Origin of the sequence: Streptomyces sp. IBSNAI002 (assembly GCF_052244475.1) — a bacterium.
GTDB lineage: Bacteria > Actinomycetota > Actinomycetes > Streptomycetales > Streptomycetaceae > Streptomyces.
The window spans coordinates 3714224-3731288 of the sequence record NZ_JBQPXG010000002.1 but is presented as its reverse complement, the minus strand read 5'-3'; the positions used below and the strand labels follow the sequence as shown (position 1 = coordinate 3731288).

Sequence of the window (17065 nt, the reverse complement as noted above, 5' to 3'; positions counted from 1 at the left end):
TCGCGGACGTACTCGTTTCCGGTCAGTTCACCTCAACGGCCGTCGGAGTCCACCTGGACCGCCGACTGGGCCGCCGTCGCGGCAGCGCTTCCCGGACGCTTGCGGGCCACCCATCCCTCGATATTCCGCTGCTGGCCGCGGGCCACGGCCAGCGCGCCGGGCGGGACGTCCTTCGTGATCACGGACCCGGCGGCCGTGTAGGCCCCGTCCCCGATGGTGACGGGCGCCACAAACATGTTGTCCGAGCCCGTCTTGCAATGCGAGCCGACGGTGGTGTGGTGCTTGTGTTCGCCGTCGTAGTTCACGAAGACGCTCGCCGCGCCGATGTTGGTGTACTCGCCGATCGTCGCGTCGCCCACGTACGACAGGTGGGGCACCTTGGTGCCCTCGCCGATCGTCGCGTTCTTCATCTCGACGTACGTGCCGGCCTTGGCCTTCGCGCCGAGCACGGTGCCCGGGCGCAGGTACGCGAACGGGCCCACGGAGGCCGCGTCGCCGATCACCGCGCTGTCGGCCACCGTGTTGTCCACGCGGGCCCCCGGGCCCACCCGGGTGTCCTTGAGCCGGGTGTTCGGGCCGACCTCGGCCCCCTCGGCGATGTGGGTGGCGCCCAGGAGCTGGGTCCCCGGGTGGATCACGGCGTCCTGGCCGAAAGTGACCGTGACGTCCACGAAGGTGCCGGCGGGGTCGACGACCGTGACGCCCGCGAGCATGGCCTGCTCCAGCAGCCGCGCGTTCAGCAGGGCGCGGGCCTCGGCGAGCTGCACGCGGTTGTTGATGCCGAGGATCTGGCGGTGGTCGGAGCCGACGGCCGCGCCGACCCGGTGGCCGGCCTCGCGCAGGATCCCCAGGACGTCGGTGAGGTACTCCTCGCCCTGGCTGTTGTCGGTGCGCACCTTGCCGAGGGCGTCGGCGAGCAGGGCTCCGTCGAACGCGAAGACGCCGGAGTTGATCTCGCGGATGGCGCGCTGGGAGTCGCTGGCGTCCTTGTGCTCGACGATGGCCGTGACGGCGCCGCCGGCGTCGCGCACGATGCGCCCGTAGCCGGTGGAGTCGGGCACCTCGGCGGTGAGCACGGTGACGGCGTTGCCGTCGGCCTCGTGGGTGGCCGCGAGCCGGGCGAGGGTCTCGCCGGTCAGCAGGGGGGTGTCGCCGCAGACGACGATCACGGTGCCGTCGACGGTTCCGCCGAGCTCTTCGAGGGCCATCCGGACGGCGTGCCCGGTGCCGTTCTGCTCGTACTGGACGGCCGTGCGCACCTCGGCGTCGATCCCGGCCAGGTGGGCGGTGACCTGCTCGCGGGCGTGCCCGACGACCACGACGAGGTGGGCGGGGTCCAGCTCACGGGAGGCGGCGACGACGTGACCGACGAGCGAGCGCCCGCAGATCTCGTGCAGAACCTTGGGAGTGGCCGACTTCATACGGGTGCCTTCACCCGCTGCGAGTACGACGACGGCTGCCGGGCGGTTGGCGCTCACGGGGATGCCCTTCGGCTTCGGGGGTGGACCCGTGAAGGATACCGGGGGGCCGTTGCCCGCAAGCGAGGCCGGGTCCCGACCTTTGCGGTCAGGACCCGAACGTGCAGAGCTCCCCCGCCAGGACTCGAACCCGGACATAAGGCACCAAAAGCCTCAGTGCTGCCAATTACACCACAGGGGATTATTTACGACTAAATCAGACATCTCACCTGGTGATCCAGTCGACGGGATCTACTATGCCGCACCAGGCGCCCTCGATGCGACGGTACAAATCCGAGCCCTTCGATGCGCGTACTGACGAGACAACCCCGATACGTGTCGCCCGTGTTCTTCCGGTGGGTGCGTGGGGATGCGAAGGGCGCGGTCGTACGTGCGATGGCCCGCGGTCCCCGGGATTTTCGTTCGACCGCGCGCCGGGGCCGCTGCGTACGCTGGACGGCATGACCAGTACGGGGGATGTGGAAGGCCGCGCTGGGCCGCCGTTGTGGTGGGCGCGTCGCCGGGATGTCGTGGAGGACGTGGGGCTCGGCGCGGTGTCCGCCGTCGAGTGTGCGTGGGAGGGCGTGACCTTCGCCGGTGAGGCGGGGCTGCCGACCGCGGTCGGCGTGCTGTTCGGGTTGCTGGTGGGGGCCACGCTGGTGCTGCGGCGCCGGTGGCCGGTGGCCGTGGTGCTCGTGGGGATCGCCGTGGCGCCCGCCGCGATGGGGTTCCTGCTCGGGGTGGTGGGCCTGTACACGCTGGCCTCCTCCGAGGTGCCCCGGCGGATCACGGCGACGCTGGCCTCGATGACGCTGGCCGCGACCTTCGTGGTGATGTACCTGCGGACCAGGAGCGACGTCGAGGCCGACCACCTGCTCGTCGTGTCGCTGTCCGGGTTCGTGGCGGTGGCGCTGACCGTGCCGCCGGTGCTGTTCGGGCTGTACATCGGAGCCCGGCGACGGCTGATGGAGAGCCTCCAGGAGCGGGCGGACTCGCTGGAGCGGGAGCTGTCGCTGCTGGCGGACCGGGCCGAGGAGCGGGCCGAGTGGGCCCGCAAGGAGGAACGCACCCGGATCGCCCGGGAGATGCACGACGTCGTGGCGCACCGGGTGTCCCTGATGGTGGTGCACGCGGCCGCGCTGGAGGCGATCGCGGCCAAGGACCCGGCGCGGGCCGCCAAGAACGCCGCGCTGGTGGGTGACATGGGCCGGCAGGCGCTGACGGAGCTGCGCGAGATGCTCGGGGTGCTGCGCGCCGCCGAGAAGCCGGCGAAGCCGGTGGAGCGCGTGGAGCGGGCGCCGCGGCCGGTGCCCGTGGCGCTGGTGGGGAGTTTCGACGACGGGCCCTCGCTCGACGCGCTGGAGGTGCTGGTCGGGCAGTCGCGGGCGGCCGGGATGACCGTGGAGATGGTCGTGCACGGCCAGGGGGCGGAGTACGCGGTGGAGGTGGAGCAGACGGCGTACCGGGTGGTGCAGGAGGCGCTCACCAACTGCCACAAGCACGCTCCCGGCGCGCGGGTGACCGTACGCCTCGCGCACCGTGACCGGGAGGTGGCCATGCAGGTGGAGAACGGGCCGTGCGACGGGAAGGCGGCCGAGCCCGGCCTGCCGAGCGGGGGCAACGGGCTGGTGGGGATGCGGGAGCGGGTGCTCGGCCTGGGCGGGGTGTTCGTGTCCGGGCCGACCGACGAGGGCGGCTTCAAGGTGTCGGCGGTGCTTCCGGCCGGTTGAGCCGTCCGGGGCCGCCGGGCGGCCGGGCGGCCGGCGTCGTCGGCCCGGGGCCGGCCCGGGGTCGCCCCGCCGTCAGCCCGTCGTCAGGCGGGTCGGCTGGAGGCCGGTGAGGAGCAGGGTCAGGGCCTCGTCGATGCCTCCGCCGAGGTACCAGTCGCCGGTGTGGTCGATGCCGTAGACCCGGCCCTCGCGGTCGAGCGCGAGGTGGGAGCCCCCGTCGGCCTCGGTGCCGAGGGGGCACAGCTGCGTCGACAGCGCGCGGCCCAGATCGGCGAAGGTGCGGGCCAGGTGCAGGCCGGTCAGCGGGTCGAGCCGGACCGTGACGGGCGCTATCTGCCGGCCCGGTCCGGGGGCGCCGACCGTGAGGCCGCCGAACTCGGCCCAGGCCTCGACGGCCGCGGGGAAGACGGTGTGGCGGTGCCCTGCGGGGGTGGTGTGGTCGCGCAGCGCGTCGGCCCAGAACTCGGCCTGCTTGATGTCCCAGCGGCCGGGTTCCCAGCCGGCCGTGCGCAGGGCGGAGTCCACGGCGGCGGGGAAGCGGGTCGCCGAGGAGCGGTCGTAGGAGGCGGAGGCGGTGGTCATGGCTACTCGGAGGGGGTGAGGTCGACGGGGCGTACGCCGAAGTGGGCGAGGAGTGCTTCGCAGGAGCGGCACGGGGGCGCGTAGCTGCCGTGCAGGGGGTCGCCGTCCTCGCGGATGCGGCGGGCGGTGATCTTCGCGTGCTTGAGGGAGCGGCGGGCCTCGCTCGGTGAGAGGGGTTTGCGGGAGGCGCGCCGGGAGCGGGCGCCTTCGACGGCGGCCAGGTGGCGGGAGAGCAGGATCGCCTCGGGACACCGGCCGGTGAAACGTTCGCGCTGGCCGCTCGTGAGGGTGTCGAGGAAGTCCTGCACGAGGGGGTGGAGCACGGGCGGCTGGTCGGCCTTGCCGGCGGTGCCGGTGAGGGTCTCTCCGCGTACCGAGAGGGCGGCGGCGACGGTGGGCAGGATGCCGTCGCGGCGGAAGCGCAGGACGGGCGCGGCGGGGCGGCCGTCGGTGCTGCTCCAGCGCAGGCGGGGATCGCCCGCGGGGCCGCCCGCTTCGGGCGGGGCTCCTGACGGTCCGGTGGTGTCCGGGCCTCCCGGGGTGTCCGGGGTGCCCGCGTCCTCCGGGGTGGAGTCGCCCGGGTTCGTGCGTGTCGCCGTGTTCTGCATGGTCGTGCTTTCCCTCCCGTGGCGGCGGTGGTGGCCGCTGTCGCGCACGCCCCCGTGCCGCGGGGACAGCCTGCCAAATGTCACCTGTCATGCGGAAGCGGGGTCGAATATTCGTATCAATTCGGATGTTCCCGGCTCCCGGTCGGGCGTGCGGGTCGCGCGCGGGTGAGCCCCTTGCCCCAGCGCATAGGCTGTGGTGAACCAGCCAGATCCAGCAGGGGGCTACCGCCATGACGACAGGTCGGCTCGGGCAGCAGGCCGCGCCACCCAACGCCGCTTATTCGGGGCAGGTCGTGCATTTCCCGGACCCGGTCCGGGCCGCTCGGCATCCCCACGGAGTGCGGATGGACGGCAACGGGCATCCGGACTTCTCCGCGTACGCGCGCGCGGCGGTGGAGATCGCAGAGCCGCCGGAGGGCTTCGGCGTGGACGAGCTGCGGCTGACGGACTGCGTCTCCGCGAACGCGGCGATGCGGGCCTCCGGGCACGAGCTGTGGGACACGGTCGGCCCCGTGGCCACCCCGCACGGCTGGACCTGGCACCACGTCGCGGGTACGCGCCGCATGGAGCTGGTCCCCGTCGAGGTGAAGGCGCTGCTGCGGCACCACGCGGGGCTGGCGACGGCACCGGTGGACCACGCCAAGCGCGGGACGCGGCCGTTGCAGGAGGTGCGTCCGGCGCACCTGGGGCTGCCGAAGTCCGTGGTGTCGGTCACCGAGGAGCAGGTGCAGGGCGTCGAGGAGGACCTCGGCTACCGGCTGCCGGAGGCGTACCGCTCGTTCCTCAAGGCGGCGGGCGGCTGCGCGCCGGTCGGCTCGGGGCTCGACGTGGACCTCGGTCTGCTGGTGGACCAGCCGTTCTTCACGGTGCGCGAGGAGGCGGCGGTCAACGACCTCGTCTACGTCAACAAGTGTCTGCGGGACCACCTGACGAAGGACTACCTGTGCGTGGCCTTCGTCCAGGGCGGGCTGCTCGCCCTGAAGGTGAAGGGCGAGGGCATCGGTTCGGTGTGGTTCTCGCCGTACGACGACGCACGCGATCAGGACGGCTGGTCCGTGCAGGAGCGCGTGGAGCGGCTGTTGCTGCCGTGCGGCGGTGATTTCGATGCCTTTCTGGAGCGGTTGGCGGGCAATCCGCCGGAACTGGAGACGGTGGCCGGTCTGATGGTGGACGGCGGATTCGCACGCTCGGTTCCCGTGGCGGGGCCGGGTGCCCGTGCCGGTTCGGATGAGGGGTGACGGCGCGGTGGTGACGTTCGCGCAGGCGCAGGAGCGCGCCGAGGAATGGATCAACGGTGACGTGCCCGCGTACCAGCACCGCGAGGTGCGGGTACGCGAGTTCGGGCTCGGGTTCGTGGTGTGGGCCGAGGACCGCGCGGCCGGTCCGGTCTCCGGTGGCGGCCGTCAGCGGCTGGTCATCGCACGGGACAGTGGCGAGGTGACGCTGTGGCCCGGGCTGCCGGTGGGTGAGGTGATCCGCCGGTACGAGGAGGAGTACGGGGCCGCGGCTGCCGCCACGGCTTCGGAGGCTTCGGTTCCGCAGCCGCGGATCGACTCCGAGCAGACGTCGTTCATGCTGAGCCCGCCGGAGTGGCTGCAGGAGGCGGCGGACCGGGCGGGGATCCCCCCGGCCGTGGCCGTGGCCCCGGCCGCGCCGGTGCCGGACCCGGTGCCCGCGCCGGACCTGGTGGAGGCCGCGGCCTCCGGCTCGGGTTCCGGCTCGGGTTCCGTTTCCGTGCCGGCGGCCGACGCCGCGCCCGCTGCGGTGTCGCCGTCCGTCGACGCGGTGCCGCTGCGCCGCGGGGGCGAGGTCCCGTACGAGCCGACCGCCAACGACGGGGTGCCGGCCGGGTCCACGCCGTGGGCCGGGACCGATGTGAACTCCGGTGCGGACGACGCGTCCGTACCGCTGCCCGCGACCGTGTTCGCGCCGCCGCTGTCCGGGTCGGACCTGGACGAGGCGGCGCCGTCGGCGGTGGCCCCGGAGGCGAAGACCACGCTGATGCCGGGCGGCAGCCGGCTGCCGAGGACCGCGGTCGTCCCGGCGCTGGACCCGGAGGCGGGCTCCATCGCCGACGCGCCGACCAGCAAGGCCCGGGTCTCCCGGCCCGCCGAGCCCGCGCCCGGCGGGAGCAGGCCGTCGACCCCGCCCGGTCCGCCCACGCCGCCCGGTCCGCCCGGTGCCCCCGGGGCGCCCGGTGGCGGGCTGGACCATGCGGCGACGATGCTCGCGGGTCCCGCTGTGACGGGTCAGCCCGCGCCTCCCGGTCCGCCCGGCACCCCGGGTGCCGGCGTACCCCAGCCGCCCGGTCCGCCCGGCGCTCCGGGGTCGCTCGGGCGCGGCCTCGACCATGCGGCGACGATGCTGGCGGGTCCGGCCGTCACGGGTCAGCCGCCGGCGCCTCCCGGTCCGCCCGGTGCTCCGGGTGCCGGTGCGCCGCAGCCTCCCGGTCCGCCGGGTGCCCCCGGTGGCGGGCTGGACCATGCCGCGACGATGCTCGCGGGTCCGGCCGTCACGGGTCAGCCGCCGGCGCCTCCCGGTCCGCCCGGTGCTCCGGGTGCCGGTGCGCCGCAGCCTCCCGGTCCGCCGGGTGCCCCCGGAGGCGGGCTGGACCATGCCGCGACGATGCTCGCGGGTCCCGCGGTGACGGGTCAGCCGCCGGCGCCCCCCGGCCCGCCGCCGAACGCGCCCGCCGCGCCCGCGCCGCAGCCCCAGGCGCCCACCGGTGTGCCCACGGTCGGCCCCGGCTACCAGGCCGTGCTCCGCTACCGCGCCCCCGACGGCTCCGAGCAGCAGCTCATCCGCCGGTCGGCGCCCGGCACCCCGCACCCCGAGTGGCAGATCCTGTACGAACTGCGCGCCATGAACGTGCCGCCGCAGCAGGTGCTGGAGCTGCACACCGAGCTGGAGTCCTGCGAGCTGCCCGGCGGCTACTGCGCCCGGATGATCCGGGAGACGTGGCCCCAGGTGCGGATCACCAGCGTGGCCCCGTACGGCAAGGACCACGCGGGCCGTCAGCAGGGCATGCGCCATCTGCTCACCCACCAGGGCGAGCTGCACCAGGTGGCGGACGGCCCGGCGCGCCCCGCGCCGGTACGGGCGCCCCTGCCGCAGGTCCCGCTCCAGCCGGCGATCCCGCTGGACGCGATCGGGCAGGAGCTGGCGGGTGCGTTCGGCCCGCAGGGCGTGTTCCGCTTCGACCAGCGGGCCGTGTCCCGGCAGGGCGTGCCGGAGCTGGTGGCGCAGACGCTGATGTGGTCGGGGCTGCCCGTCGACTTCGGGCCGTTCTTCTGGGCGCAGGCGGTACCGGGCCAGCCGGTGCCGACGCTGGCCGAGCTGGCCGCGCAGCGGCAGGTACAGCCGGCGTCGGACGCGGGTTCGTACCTCGTCATCGGCAGCGACTTCGGCAAGGCGCTGTGCGTGCAGTACGGCACGGCGAACATCGTGGCGGTGCCGGTGGAGGGCGGCCCGGGCGGTGCTCCGGTGCCCCCGCAGTTCGTGAACTCGAGCCTGCCGCAGTTCGCCCGGTCCCTGGCGATGCTGGGTCACATGTGGCGGCTGAGGCAGCACCTGACGCCGGAGCAGGCGGGCCGCTGGACCGTCGATTTCCAGGCGAATCTGGCCGGGCTCGACAGTGCGGCGCTGGCCTCGCCGGAGAGCTGGTGGTCGGTGCTGCTGGAGCAGATGTGGGACGGACTGCTCTGATCGGATGATCGGTTGAATGGCCGGGCCGAGACCCTCGAACAGGGTCCCGGCCCGGCCATTCAGGCTTCTGGGAGCAAATGACGCATCCTTGACAGGAATCCCCGCGAGAGAGGCGCTTCCAGGATGAGTGCACCCATTGCGACTGTGCGCGGCCGTGGCTACCGGGCGGATCAGGTCGACCGGTATCTCGCCCGGCTGTCCGGCAGCCGTGACGAGGCCTGGGAGCGGGTGGCACGGCTGACCGTCCTGGCGAAGCAGATGGAGGGCGACGCGGCGCGGCTGCGCGAGGCCGTGTCCGCGCTGGCTCCCCAGACGTACGAGGACCTGAGCGAGCGCGCCCGCCGGATCCTGCTGCTCGCGCAGGAGGAGGCGGGGATCGTGCGGGGCGACGCGCGGGTGGACGCGGCCGAGGCGATGGGCGCGGCCGAGGCGCACGCGGAACGGGTGGCGGAGCTGGCCCGCCAGGACGCGGCGGCGGTGAGCGAGCAGACCGAGGTCCGCGCCCGGCAGGGGCTGCTGCGGGCGCAGCGCGAGGCGGACGACGCGCGGGCGGAGGCCCGGGAGGACGCGCAGGCGTGGCGGTCGGAGGCGCAGGCCGGGCTGGCGGAGACGCGGCGGCGGGCGGAGGCGCAGCTGGCGGAGCGCGAGCAGGAGCAGCGGGAGCGGTGGGAGGCGGCCGAGCGGGAGCTGACGGAGCGGGAGGCGGAGCTGGAGGCGCGCCACGCCGAGCTGGAACGCTACGCCGAGTCCCGGCTGGCGGAGGCCCGCCGGGGCTTCGCGGAGACGGAGGAGGCGGCGCGGCACGGCCAGGAGGACGCGGAGGCGCTGGCCGCCGAGCTGGTCGCGGAGGCGCGGGTGGCGGAGGAGCGGGTGGGGCGGGAGACGGACCGGGTCCTGCGGGAGCATGCGGAGGCGGAGGAGGAGATGCGGGCCCATATGAACCATGTCCGGTCGAGCCTTGCGGCGCTGACGGGACGGGCTCCTGCCGAGGGCTGAGCCGGTGGGCTCCGCGGTGGGCTCCGCCCTGGGTTCGCGGCTCGGGTCCGTCCCGGGTGCGGCTCGAAGACCGGGGCTCCGCCCCGGACCCTCCCCCAGACTCCGTCAGGGGGGACCCCCACGCCTCAAACGCCCGTGGGGCTGGAGGGGGCTGGGGGGTTGTAGTGGTAGGGGTCGCTGTGGAGGCCTCGGGTGGTGACCACCACCGTGAACGGGGGTGTCGCCGTGGCCGGGAGGGGGGCCGTGAGGGTGCCGGTCGCAGGGTCGGGTTCCGCGGGGACGGGGGAGCCGTTCACGGTGAGGGCGGGTGCGGCGGCACCGGGCCTGGCGGGGTCGGGGGACGTGAAGCCGCCGCCCTCGACCGTGAGGCGGCCCTCGGCGAGGGTGACGTCCGTGATCACCGGGTTCGGGCGCACGGCCATCTTGTTGACCAGGTACGCCCCGGCCGGCGCGCCCGTCAGCGCCCAGATCTCGGAGGGCAGGCGGGGGAGTCCGGCGCCGACGTCCGAGAGGAAGAACAGGACGACGTAGAGCATCGTGACCGCGCTGAGGGCGACGTACTGGAGGTCGACCAGGTCCGTGCGCCCGCTGTCGTTCGCGATGAGCTCCCGCAGCGGCCGCCGCCCCGATGCCGTGGACTTCGCGGCCGGTTTGGCCAGGCTGCCGTTCTCGACGCGCAGGCCGACCACCGTCTTCGCCGCGATCATGGCCACGTACGGGCCGCCGAGCAGCGGCAGGTACACGGTCGTCAGGGAGGACAGCGGGCCGTGCCCGCCCTGGAACCAGTCGGCGCCCCCGCCCGCGGTGAGTCCGAAGCCGAGGGTGGTGAGCAGCAGCCAGACCAGGATCACCGTCCAGGCCAGGGCCAGTGCCGTGGAGGTGGAGAGCCGGCCGTCGCGGCCGGTGACGAAGGCCGGGCTGCGGCGCAGCCGCAGGAGCAGCGGGCCGGCCAGCGCGGCCAGCAGGAGCAGTGCGAGTAATGCGGAAGCCATGTTTCGTCCCCCCGGAAACGGTCCTGGCCCCGACTTAACCCGTTGATCCCGGGCATGACAAGTCGCCGCCCGGTCGGGGCGGTTACTCCTCGACGTGCTCGGGCAGCACCGGGAACCGGCGCGGCGCCACCAGCAGCAGCACCAGCACGGAGACCACGGCCGCGACCGTCGCGCCGAGGAAAATGTGGTCCACGGCGGCGGCCACGGCCTCGCGCAGGTAGTCGGCCGCGGCCAGCGAGATCAGGCCCGGCTGGTCCAGGGCCTTCGTCACGTCGTCGAGGGCGGTGGGCAGTCCGGGTACGGGCGCGTCCGTGAGGCGGGCGGCGATGGTGGCGTTGGCGACGGCGGCCAGCAGGGCCGCGCCGACGCTCTGGCCGACCTGGCGGTAGAACAGGATCGAGGCGGTCGCGGTCCCCCGCTCCGCCCAGCCCACGGTGGACTGGACCCCGACGACCAGCGGGAGCTGGAACAGGCCGAGGGCGCCGCCCAGCAGCAGCATGATCAGCGCGGGCTGCCAGGGCTGGGCGGGGTACGGGAGCAGGGTGAAGGAGAACAGGATGGCCGCGGCCATGCCCATGCCGAGGGCCGCGGTCCGGCGGAATCCGATGCGCCGGTAGAGGTGCTGGCTGAGCGCGGCGCTGATCGGCCAGCTCAGGGTCATCACGGACATGACCAGCCCCGCGCCGATGGGGCCGAGGCCGAGCACGGACTGGGCGTACGTCGGCATGAACACCATCGGGGCGACCATCAGCAGGCCGAGCGCCCCCATGGCGAGGTTGACGGCGGCGATGGTGCGCCGGCGCCACACCCAGCCCGGCAGGATCGGTTCCTCGGCCCGGCGCTCGACCCGGACCACCACCGCGGCCAGCACCGCGCTCGCGCCGAGCAGCGCCAGTGAGGGCGCGGACAGCCAGGGCCAGGCGACCCCGCCCTGGACGAGCGCGAAGAGCAGCAGCCCCCCGCAGGCGAAGATCGACAGGGCCCCCGCCCAGTCGACGGGGCCGCGGCGGCCGGGCGACCGTACGGGCTCCTTCAGGTGACGCGAGATCATCCACAGGGCGAGGGCGCCCAGCGGCAGGTTGATCAGGAAGATCCAGCGCCAGTGGGCGTACGAGGCGAGCAGCCCGCCGAGCGCCGGGCCGGCCACGGCCGAGGTGGCCCACACCGTGGACATCCGGGCCTGGATCTTCGGCCGGTCCTTGAGCTGGTAGAGGTCGGCGGCCAGTGTCTGGACCGTGCCCTGGAGGGCGCCGCCGCCCAGGCCCTGGACGATCCGGAACGCGATGAGGGCGGCCATGTTCCAGGCGAGCGCGCACAGCAGCGAGCCGACGACGAACAGGCCGATGCCGAAGAGCAGCATGGGCTTGCGGCCGAAGGAGTCGGACAGCTTCCCGTAGACGGGCAGGGTGACGGTGACGGCGAGCAGGTAGCCGGAGAAGAGCCAGGAGAACACGGAGAATCCGCCGATGTCGCCCACGATCTGGGGGACGGCGGTGGCGACGATGGTGCTGTCGATGGCGACGAGGGACGTGCCGAGCATCAGCGAGGCGACCACGGCGCGGGGCGGCCGCCCCGGCTTCGCCACGGAGCCCGCGGCGGCCACGGAGCCCGCGGCGGCCACGGAGCCCGCGGCGGCCGGGGAGCCCGTGCCGGGTGTGGTGCCCGTGCCTCCCGTACCCGCCGTACCCGTCTTGCTCGCCGTGCCGGCCGGGACTCCGCCGGGTATGCCGTCCGGTCTGCCTGCCGCGCTCTCCGCTGCGCCCACCGAGATTCCTTCCCCCTGCACGTACTCGCGGGGAACACCTTCTCACCGCTGCCCTGTCCTGCGGTATCCCCCATGGCCGCTCCGCCGAAGGACGGAGAACCCCTAGGGGTCCCTCCGCACAACGGCCCAGGGGCCGTTCGTCCCGGCGGAGGAGGAGAAAGTCCGCGGCGCGTCTTTAACTGGTTCACATGGGCCGGAAGCCCCGGGGGGTGGGGTTAACCCCCGGGCGGATACGGCGATGGGCACCAGCGCGCCGGAGCCCGGTCCGCAACAGACTTTGGACGCGGCGCCGCACGCACACCGTGCGGCGGCCGAGCAGCACGCCGGGCAGGACACCGAGAAGGAGAACGACCGTGACAACGGCTATGACCGAAACCAGGCACGGGGGTACTGGAGGGCATGCTGCCGTCGCGGCCCGGGCGCGGAAGGTCGTCAAGGCCTACGGCTCCGGCGAGACGCGGGTCGTCGCCCTGGACGACGTGGACGTGGACATCCACCGCGGCCAGTTCACCGCGATCATGGGCCCCTCCGGCTCCGGCAAGTCCACCCTGATGCACTGCCTCGCCGGTCTCGACACGGTGACCAGCGGGCAGATCCACCTCGACGACACCGAGATCACCGGGCTGAAGGACAAGAAGCTCACGCAGCTGCGCCGCGACCGGATCGGCTTCATCTTCCAGGCGTTCAACCTGCTGCCCACGCTGAACGCCCTGGAGAACATCACGCTCCCCATGGACATCGCGGGCCGCAAGCCCGACGCCGAGTGGCTGAACCGGGTCGTGGAGACCGTCGGCCTCGCCGGCCGTCTCAAGCACCGCCCGACCGAGCTCTCCGGCGGCCAGCAGCAGCGCGTGGCGGTCGCCCGCGCCCTCGCCGCACGCCCGCAGATCATCTTCGGGGACGAGCCCACCGGAAACCTGGACTCCCGGGCCGGCGCCGAGGTCCTCGGCTTCCTGCGCCGCTCGGTGGACGAGCTCGGCCAGACCATCGTGATGGTCACCCACGACCCGGTCGCCGCCTCCTACGCGGACCGCGTCATCTTCCTCGCCGACGGCCGGATCGTCGACGAGATGTACGGGCCCACCGCCGAGCAGGTCCTCGACCGCATGAAGGACTTCGACGCACGCGGGCGGACCTCGTGAGCAACACCGTCCTGAAGACCTCCCGGCGCAACTTCGTCGCGCACAAGGGGCGGATGGCGCTCTCCGCCGTCGCGGTCATGCTCTCGGTCGCCTTCGTCTGCGGCACCCTGGTGTTCACCGACACCATGAACACCACCTTCGAGAAGCTGTTCGCCGTCACCAACTCCGATGTGACGGTCAGCCCCAAGACCGCCGAGAGCGGGGAGGAGACCCCCGACCGAGGCAAGCCCGAGACGTTGGCGGGCTCGGTCGTCGAGCAGGTCAGGAAGGCCGAGGGGGTCAAGGGCGCCGAGGGCGGCGTCGTCTCGATGGCCGTCACGGTGGTCAACGCCAAGAACGAGAACATGGGCTCGACCACCGGCGCCCCGACCATCGCGGGCAACTGGAGCGACAACGAGCTCAAGTCCATGAAGATCACCTCGGGTCAGGCGCCGCGCGGTCCCACCGAGGTGATGGTCGACGCCGACACCGCGAAGAAGCACGGCCTGAAGCTCGGTGACGAACTGCGCACCATCGCCATCACCGGCGACATCCGCGCGAAGATCACCGGTATCGCCACCTTCACCGTGACCAACCCGGGCGCGGCCGTCGTCTACTTCGACACGGCCACCGCGCAGCAGGCGCTGCTCGGCTCCCCCGACTCCTTCACGCACGTCAACGTCACCGCCAAGGACGGGGTGAGCGACGAGCAGCTCAAGGCGAACATCGCGAGCGCCGTCGGAGCGGACGCCTACAAGCTCCAGACCGCCAAGGAAGCCGCGGACGCCAACCGCAAGGACGTCGGCGCCTTCCTCGACGTCATGAAGTACGCGATGCTCGGCTTCGCCGGCATCGCCTTCCTCGTCGGCATCTTCCTGATCTTCAACACCTTCTCCATGCTGGTCGCCCAGCGCACCCGCGAGATCGGCCTGATGCGCGCCATCGGTGCCGACAGCGGACAGGTCCTGAAATCCGTGGTCCTCGAGGCCTTCCTGCTCGGCGTGGTCGGCTCCGTCCTCGGTGTGGCGGCGGGCGTGGGCCTGGCCGTCGGCCTGATGGCACTCATGGGCCAGATGGGCATGCAGCTGTCCACCGACGACCTGACCGTCGCCTGGACCACCCCCGTCGTGGGCATCGTGCTCGGCATCGTCGTCACCGTCGTCTCCGCCTTCGTCCCGGCCCGTCGCGCCGGCAAGGTCTCCCCGATGGCCGCACTGCGCGAGTCCGGCACCCCGGGCGACAAGAAGGCCGGGCGCATCCGGGCCGTCCTCGGTCTGGTCCTCACCGCCGTCGGCGGCGGTTCCCTCTACCTCGCCGGGGCCGCCGACAAGGCCGCGGCCGGATCCCTCTGGCTGGGCCTGGGCGTCGTCTTCACCCTCGTCGGCTTCATCGTGATCGGCCCGCTGCTCGCCGCGGGCGTGGTGCGGGTGCTCTCCGGTGTGATCCTGCGGCCCTTCGGGTCCGTGGGCCGCCTCGCCGAGCGCAACGCCCTGCGCAACCCGCGCCGCACCGGCGCCACCGCCGCCGCGCTGATGATCGGCCTCGCGCTGGTCGCCTGCCTGTCGGTGGTCGGCTCCTCGATGGTGGCCTCCGCGACCGAGGAGCTCGACAAGTCGGTGGGCGCCGACTACATCGTCGCCTCCGAGTCGGGCCAGCCCGTCCTGCCACAGGCCGAGCAGGCCCTGCGGGCCACCGCCGGCCTCGACCACGTCACCGCCTACCGCCAGCTGGAGGTCACGCTCACCGCGCCCGACGGCACCGACGAGAAGACCGACCTCGGCGCGACCGACCCGACGTACGCCAAGGACATCCGGCGCAAGATGACGGCCGGCGAGCACGCGGCCGCCTACGGCGCGGGCTCCATGTCGGTCGGCTCCCTCTACGCCGCCGCGCACGGCATCAAGCTCGGCGACGAGATGACCGTCGCCTTCGCCGGCGGCAACACGGTCAAGCTGAAGGTCGCGGCGATCACCAGCGACGAGGGCAACCTCGACAAGGGCATGAAGTACATCAGCACCGAGACCGCCCGGGCGAACGTGCCGGCGGACCGGATGCCGCTGCCCTTCATGATGCTGGCCACCGCCAAGGACGGTCAGTCCGACGCGGCCGCGTACAAGTCGGTCAAGGCGGCCATGGGCGAGTACCCGCAGTACGCGGTGCGCAACCAGGCCGACTACAAGCAGGCCCTGAAGGACCAGGTCGGCCAGCTGCTGAACATGGTCTACGGCCTCCTCGGCCTCGCCATCATCGTCGCGGTCCTGGGTGTCGTGAACACCCTGGCGCTGTCGGTGGTCGAGCGGACCCGCGAGATCGGCCTGATGCGCGCCATCGGCCTCTCGCGCCGCCAGCTGCGCCGCATGATCCGCCTGGAGTCGGTGGTCATCGCCCTGTTCGGCGCCCTGCTCGGCCTGGGGCTGGGCATGGGCTGGGGGGCCACCGCGCAGCAGCTCCTCGCCCTGGAGGGCCTGAAGGTGCTGGAGATCCCGTGGCCGACGATCCTCGGGGTGTTCGCCGCCTCGGCCTTCGTGGGCCTGTTCGCCGCGCTGGTCCCGGCCTTCCGGGCGGGGCGGATGAACGTTCTGAACGCGATCGCGAGCGAGTAGCACGGCCCGCGTTCGTCAACGGGGGTATGCCGGTCCGGGGCCTTGGGGTCCCGGACCGGCGTCGTTCCCCGCCGGGTCACTCGCGGCGCATCAGGACGACGCCCTCCGCCTCGCCCACCAGGGTGAACCGGGTGCCCGGATGCAGCTGGTGGGCGTAGCCGGTCGGGTCCTCGCCGGCCCACTTGGAGGAGTTGTCGATGGTGATCCAGTCCGGGACCACGCCCTTGCTGCCGCCGATCCAGAGCACCCGGCAGCGGGAGGTCAGCCGGGTCAGCGGGCCGGTGTCGGCCTCCACGGTCGCCCCGTCCGGGATCCGGGCGAGGAGCTCCTCGACGGCGGTGACGCGGGCCGGCTTCTCGTACGTACGGGCCTGCGCGAGCTTCTCGGTAGGCAGGCTGGTCGCGCTCAGGGCGAGGCCCGCGGCGAGGACGGCGGTCGGCAGCTGGAGGGCGTACGAGCGCAGCCAGGGCCGCTCGCCGCGCCGGACGGTGTCGATGGCGTCGACCAGGGCGAGGGTGACGACGGGCATGAGCACGGCGCTGTAGTGCCAGTCGGTGGACCAGTAGTGGTCGTCCCCGGACAGGAACCGCCAGCCGAGGGTGGGGGCGGCGACCAGTAGCAGCGGTGAGCGCAGGGCGAGCAGTCCGGAGGTGGGGATCAGCACCCAGGCCAGGGTTTCCAGCTTGGTGCCGAGCCCGGCGAAGGGGCCCGCGCCGTCGATCTTGTCCCAGTAGCCGTAGCCCGCCGTGGCGAAGGCCGGTATGAACACGGTGAACACGAGGACCGCGAAGACCGTGGCCCCGGCGGCGACCCCGAGGGCCGTCCAGGCGGCCCGCCGGTCGGTGGGCATGGCCCGCCAGGCGACGACCACGGCCAGCGCGGCGAGGGTGAAGCCCAGGTCCTCCTTGACGAAGAGCAGCGGCACCCCCCACAGCAGGGCGGCCCGCCAGCGCCGGTCGAGCAGCGCCTCCAGGGAGAAGGCGAGCAGGGGCACGGCGAAGGCGATCTCGTGGAAGTCGAACTCCACGGCGCGCTGGATGCCCCAGGACAGCCCGTAGGCGATCCCGAGGGCGAGCCCGCGGGGCCGGCCGAGCAGCCGTTCGGCCGCACGGGTGACGGGGACGGCGGAGAGCGCGAAGAGCGCCGCCTGGGCGACCAGGAGGGTGATGGGGCCGGGGAAGACCCGGTAGACGGGGGCGATCAGCGCGATGATCGGGGAGAAGTGGTCCCCGAGGATGTTGGCCCCGGGCCCCTTCAGGTCCGCGACGGGCACCTGGAGGTGGGCGTAGGCGCGGATGGCCTGCTCGAAGATCCCCAGGTCCCAGGAGGCCCACTCCATCCGCCGGAACCGGCCGACGGACAGCACGAGGTACACGAGGAACAGTCCGCCGGCCACGGCGTACGGCCCGGCCCACCGGCCCCTGCCCGCCGTGCCGCCGCGCACGGGCCCGGCCCCGGCCTCGGCCTCGGGCGGCCGGGCTATCGCATCGCTCGTCACGGCCTCGT

Annotated in this window: 12 protein-coding genes and 1 tRNA gene; 6 read left to right on the top strand and 7 right to left on the bottom strand. The window is 73.4% G+C overall.

Going from position 1 to position 17065, the window contains the following annotated elements; translation table 11 throughout:
- Positions 1-32 precede the first annotated feature (32 nt).
- Together glmU and ACTVZO_RS18075 are read right to left on the bottom strand one after the other, a co-directional pair.
- Positions 33-1478 carry a bifunctional UDP-N-acetylglucosamine diphosphorylase/glucosamine-1-phosphate N-acetyltransferase GlmU gene (gene glmU / locus ACTVZO_RS18080; protein WP_443299369.1) on the bottom strand — a complete coding sequence of 482 codons (1446 nt, stop codon included), beginning with the start codon at positions 1476-1478 and terminating at the stop codon, positions 33-35.
- 109 nt (positions 1479-1587) lie between these two features.
- Positions 1588-1659, bottom strand: a tRNA-Gln gene (locus tag ACTVZO_RS18075).
- 259 nt (positions 1660-1918) lie between these two features.
- Between ACTVZO_RS18075 and ACTVZO_RS18070 the strand changes: the two genes are divergently transcribed.
- Positions 1919-3187 carry a sensor histidine kinase gene (locus tag ACTVZO_RS18070; RefSeq protein ID WP_443299368.1) on the top strand — a complete coding sequence of 423 codons (1269 nt, stop codon included), beginning with the start codon at positions 1919-1921 and terminating at the stop codon, positions 3185-3187.
- Positions 3188-3259: 72 nt separating this feature from the next.
- Here the strand turns inward: ACTVZO_RS18070 and ACTVZO_RS18065 are convergent, their stop codons facing one another.
- Entirely contained in the window at positions 3260-3769 is a 510-nt protein-coding gene (locus tag ACTVZO_RS18065) for an SUKH-3 domain-containing protein (RefSeq protein ID WP_443299367.1), read from the bottom strand.
- Between the two features lie 2 nt (positions 3770-3771).
- Positions 3772-4377: a YwqJ-related putative deaminase gene (locus ACTVZO_RS18060; protein WP_443299366.1), complete on the bottom strand. Its 606-nt coding sequence runs from the start codon at positions 4375-4377 to the stop codon at positions 3772-3774.
- 230 nt (positions 4378-4607) lie between these two features.
- On the opposite strand from ACTVZO_RS18060, the gene ACTVZO_RS18055 reads away from it, so the two are divergent.
- The 3 genes from ACTVZO_RS18055 (at position 4608) to ACTVZO_RS18045 (ending at position 9078) form a co-directional block, all read left to right on the top strand.
- Positions 4608-5615, top strand: a complete 1008-nt coding sequence (locus ACTVZO_RS18055) for an SMI1/KNR4 family protein (RefSeq protein ID WP_443299365.1) — start codon at positions 4608-4610, stop codon at positions 5613-5615.
- Positions 5616-5622: 7 nt separating this feature from the next.
- Positions 5623-8082: an SUKH-4 family immunity protein gene (locus ACTVZO_RS18050; protein WP_443299364.1), complete on the top strand. Its 2460-nt coding sequence runs from the start codon at positions 5623-5625 to the stop codon at positions 8080-8082.
- A 123-nt stretch (positions 8083-8205) separates the two neighbouring features.
- The gene (locus tag ACTVZO_RS18045; protein WP_443299363.1) at positions 8206-9078 is read left to right on the top strand and encodes a cellulose-binding protein; all 873 of its coding nucleotides are present in this window, start codon (positions 8206-8208) and stop codon (positions 9076-9078) included.
- A 125-nt stretch (positions 9079-9203) separates the two neighbouring features.
- Here ACTVZO_RS18045 and ACTVZO_RS18040 read toward each other — a convergent pair whose 3' ends face one another.
- Complete coding sequence (locus ACTVZO_RS18040) at positions 9204-10070, bottom strand: hypothetical protein (protein ID WP_443299362.1); 867 nt, start codon at positions 10068-10070, stop codon at positions 9204-9206.
- An 82-nt stretch (positions 10071-10152) separates the two neighbouring features.
- On the bottom strand, positions 10153-11835 hold the full coding sequence (locus ACTVZO_RS18035) for an MFS transporter (RefSeq protein WP_443299361.1): 1683 nt from the start codon (positions 11833-11835) through the stop codon (positions 10153-10155).
- Positions 11836-12200: 365 nt separating this feature from the next.
- On the opposite strand from ACTVZO_RS18035, the gene ACTVZO_RS18030 reads away from it, so the two are divergent.
- Positions 12201-12977 (top strand): ABC transporter ATP-binding protein, encoded by a 777-nt coding sequence (locus tag ACTVZO_RS18030; protein ID WP_251063796.1) that lies wholly within the window; start codon positions 12201-12203, stop codon positions 12975-12977.
- A 53-nt stretch (positions 12978-13030) separates the two neighbouring features.
- Positions 13031-15559: an FtsX-like permease family protein gene (locus ACTVZO_RS18025; RefSeq protein ID WP_443303206.1), complete on the top strand. Its 2529-nt coding sequence runs from the start codon at positions 13031-13033 to the stop codon at positions 15557-15559.
- A 76-nt stretch (positions 15560-15635) separates the two neighbouring features.
- On the opposite strand, the gene ACTVZO_RS18020 is transcribed toward ACTVZO_RS18025, so the two are convergent.
- On the bottom strand, positions 15636-17057 hold the full coding sequence (locus tag ACTVZO_RS18020; protein WP_443299360.1) for a DUF2079 domain-containing protein: 1422 nt from the start codon (positions 17055-17057) through the stop codon (positions 15636-15638).
- Positions 17058-17065: the final 8 nt, after the last annotated feature.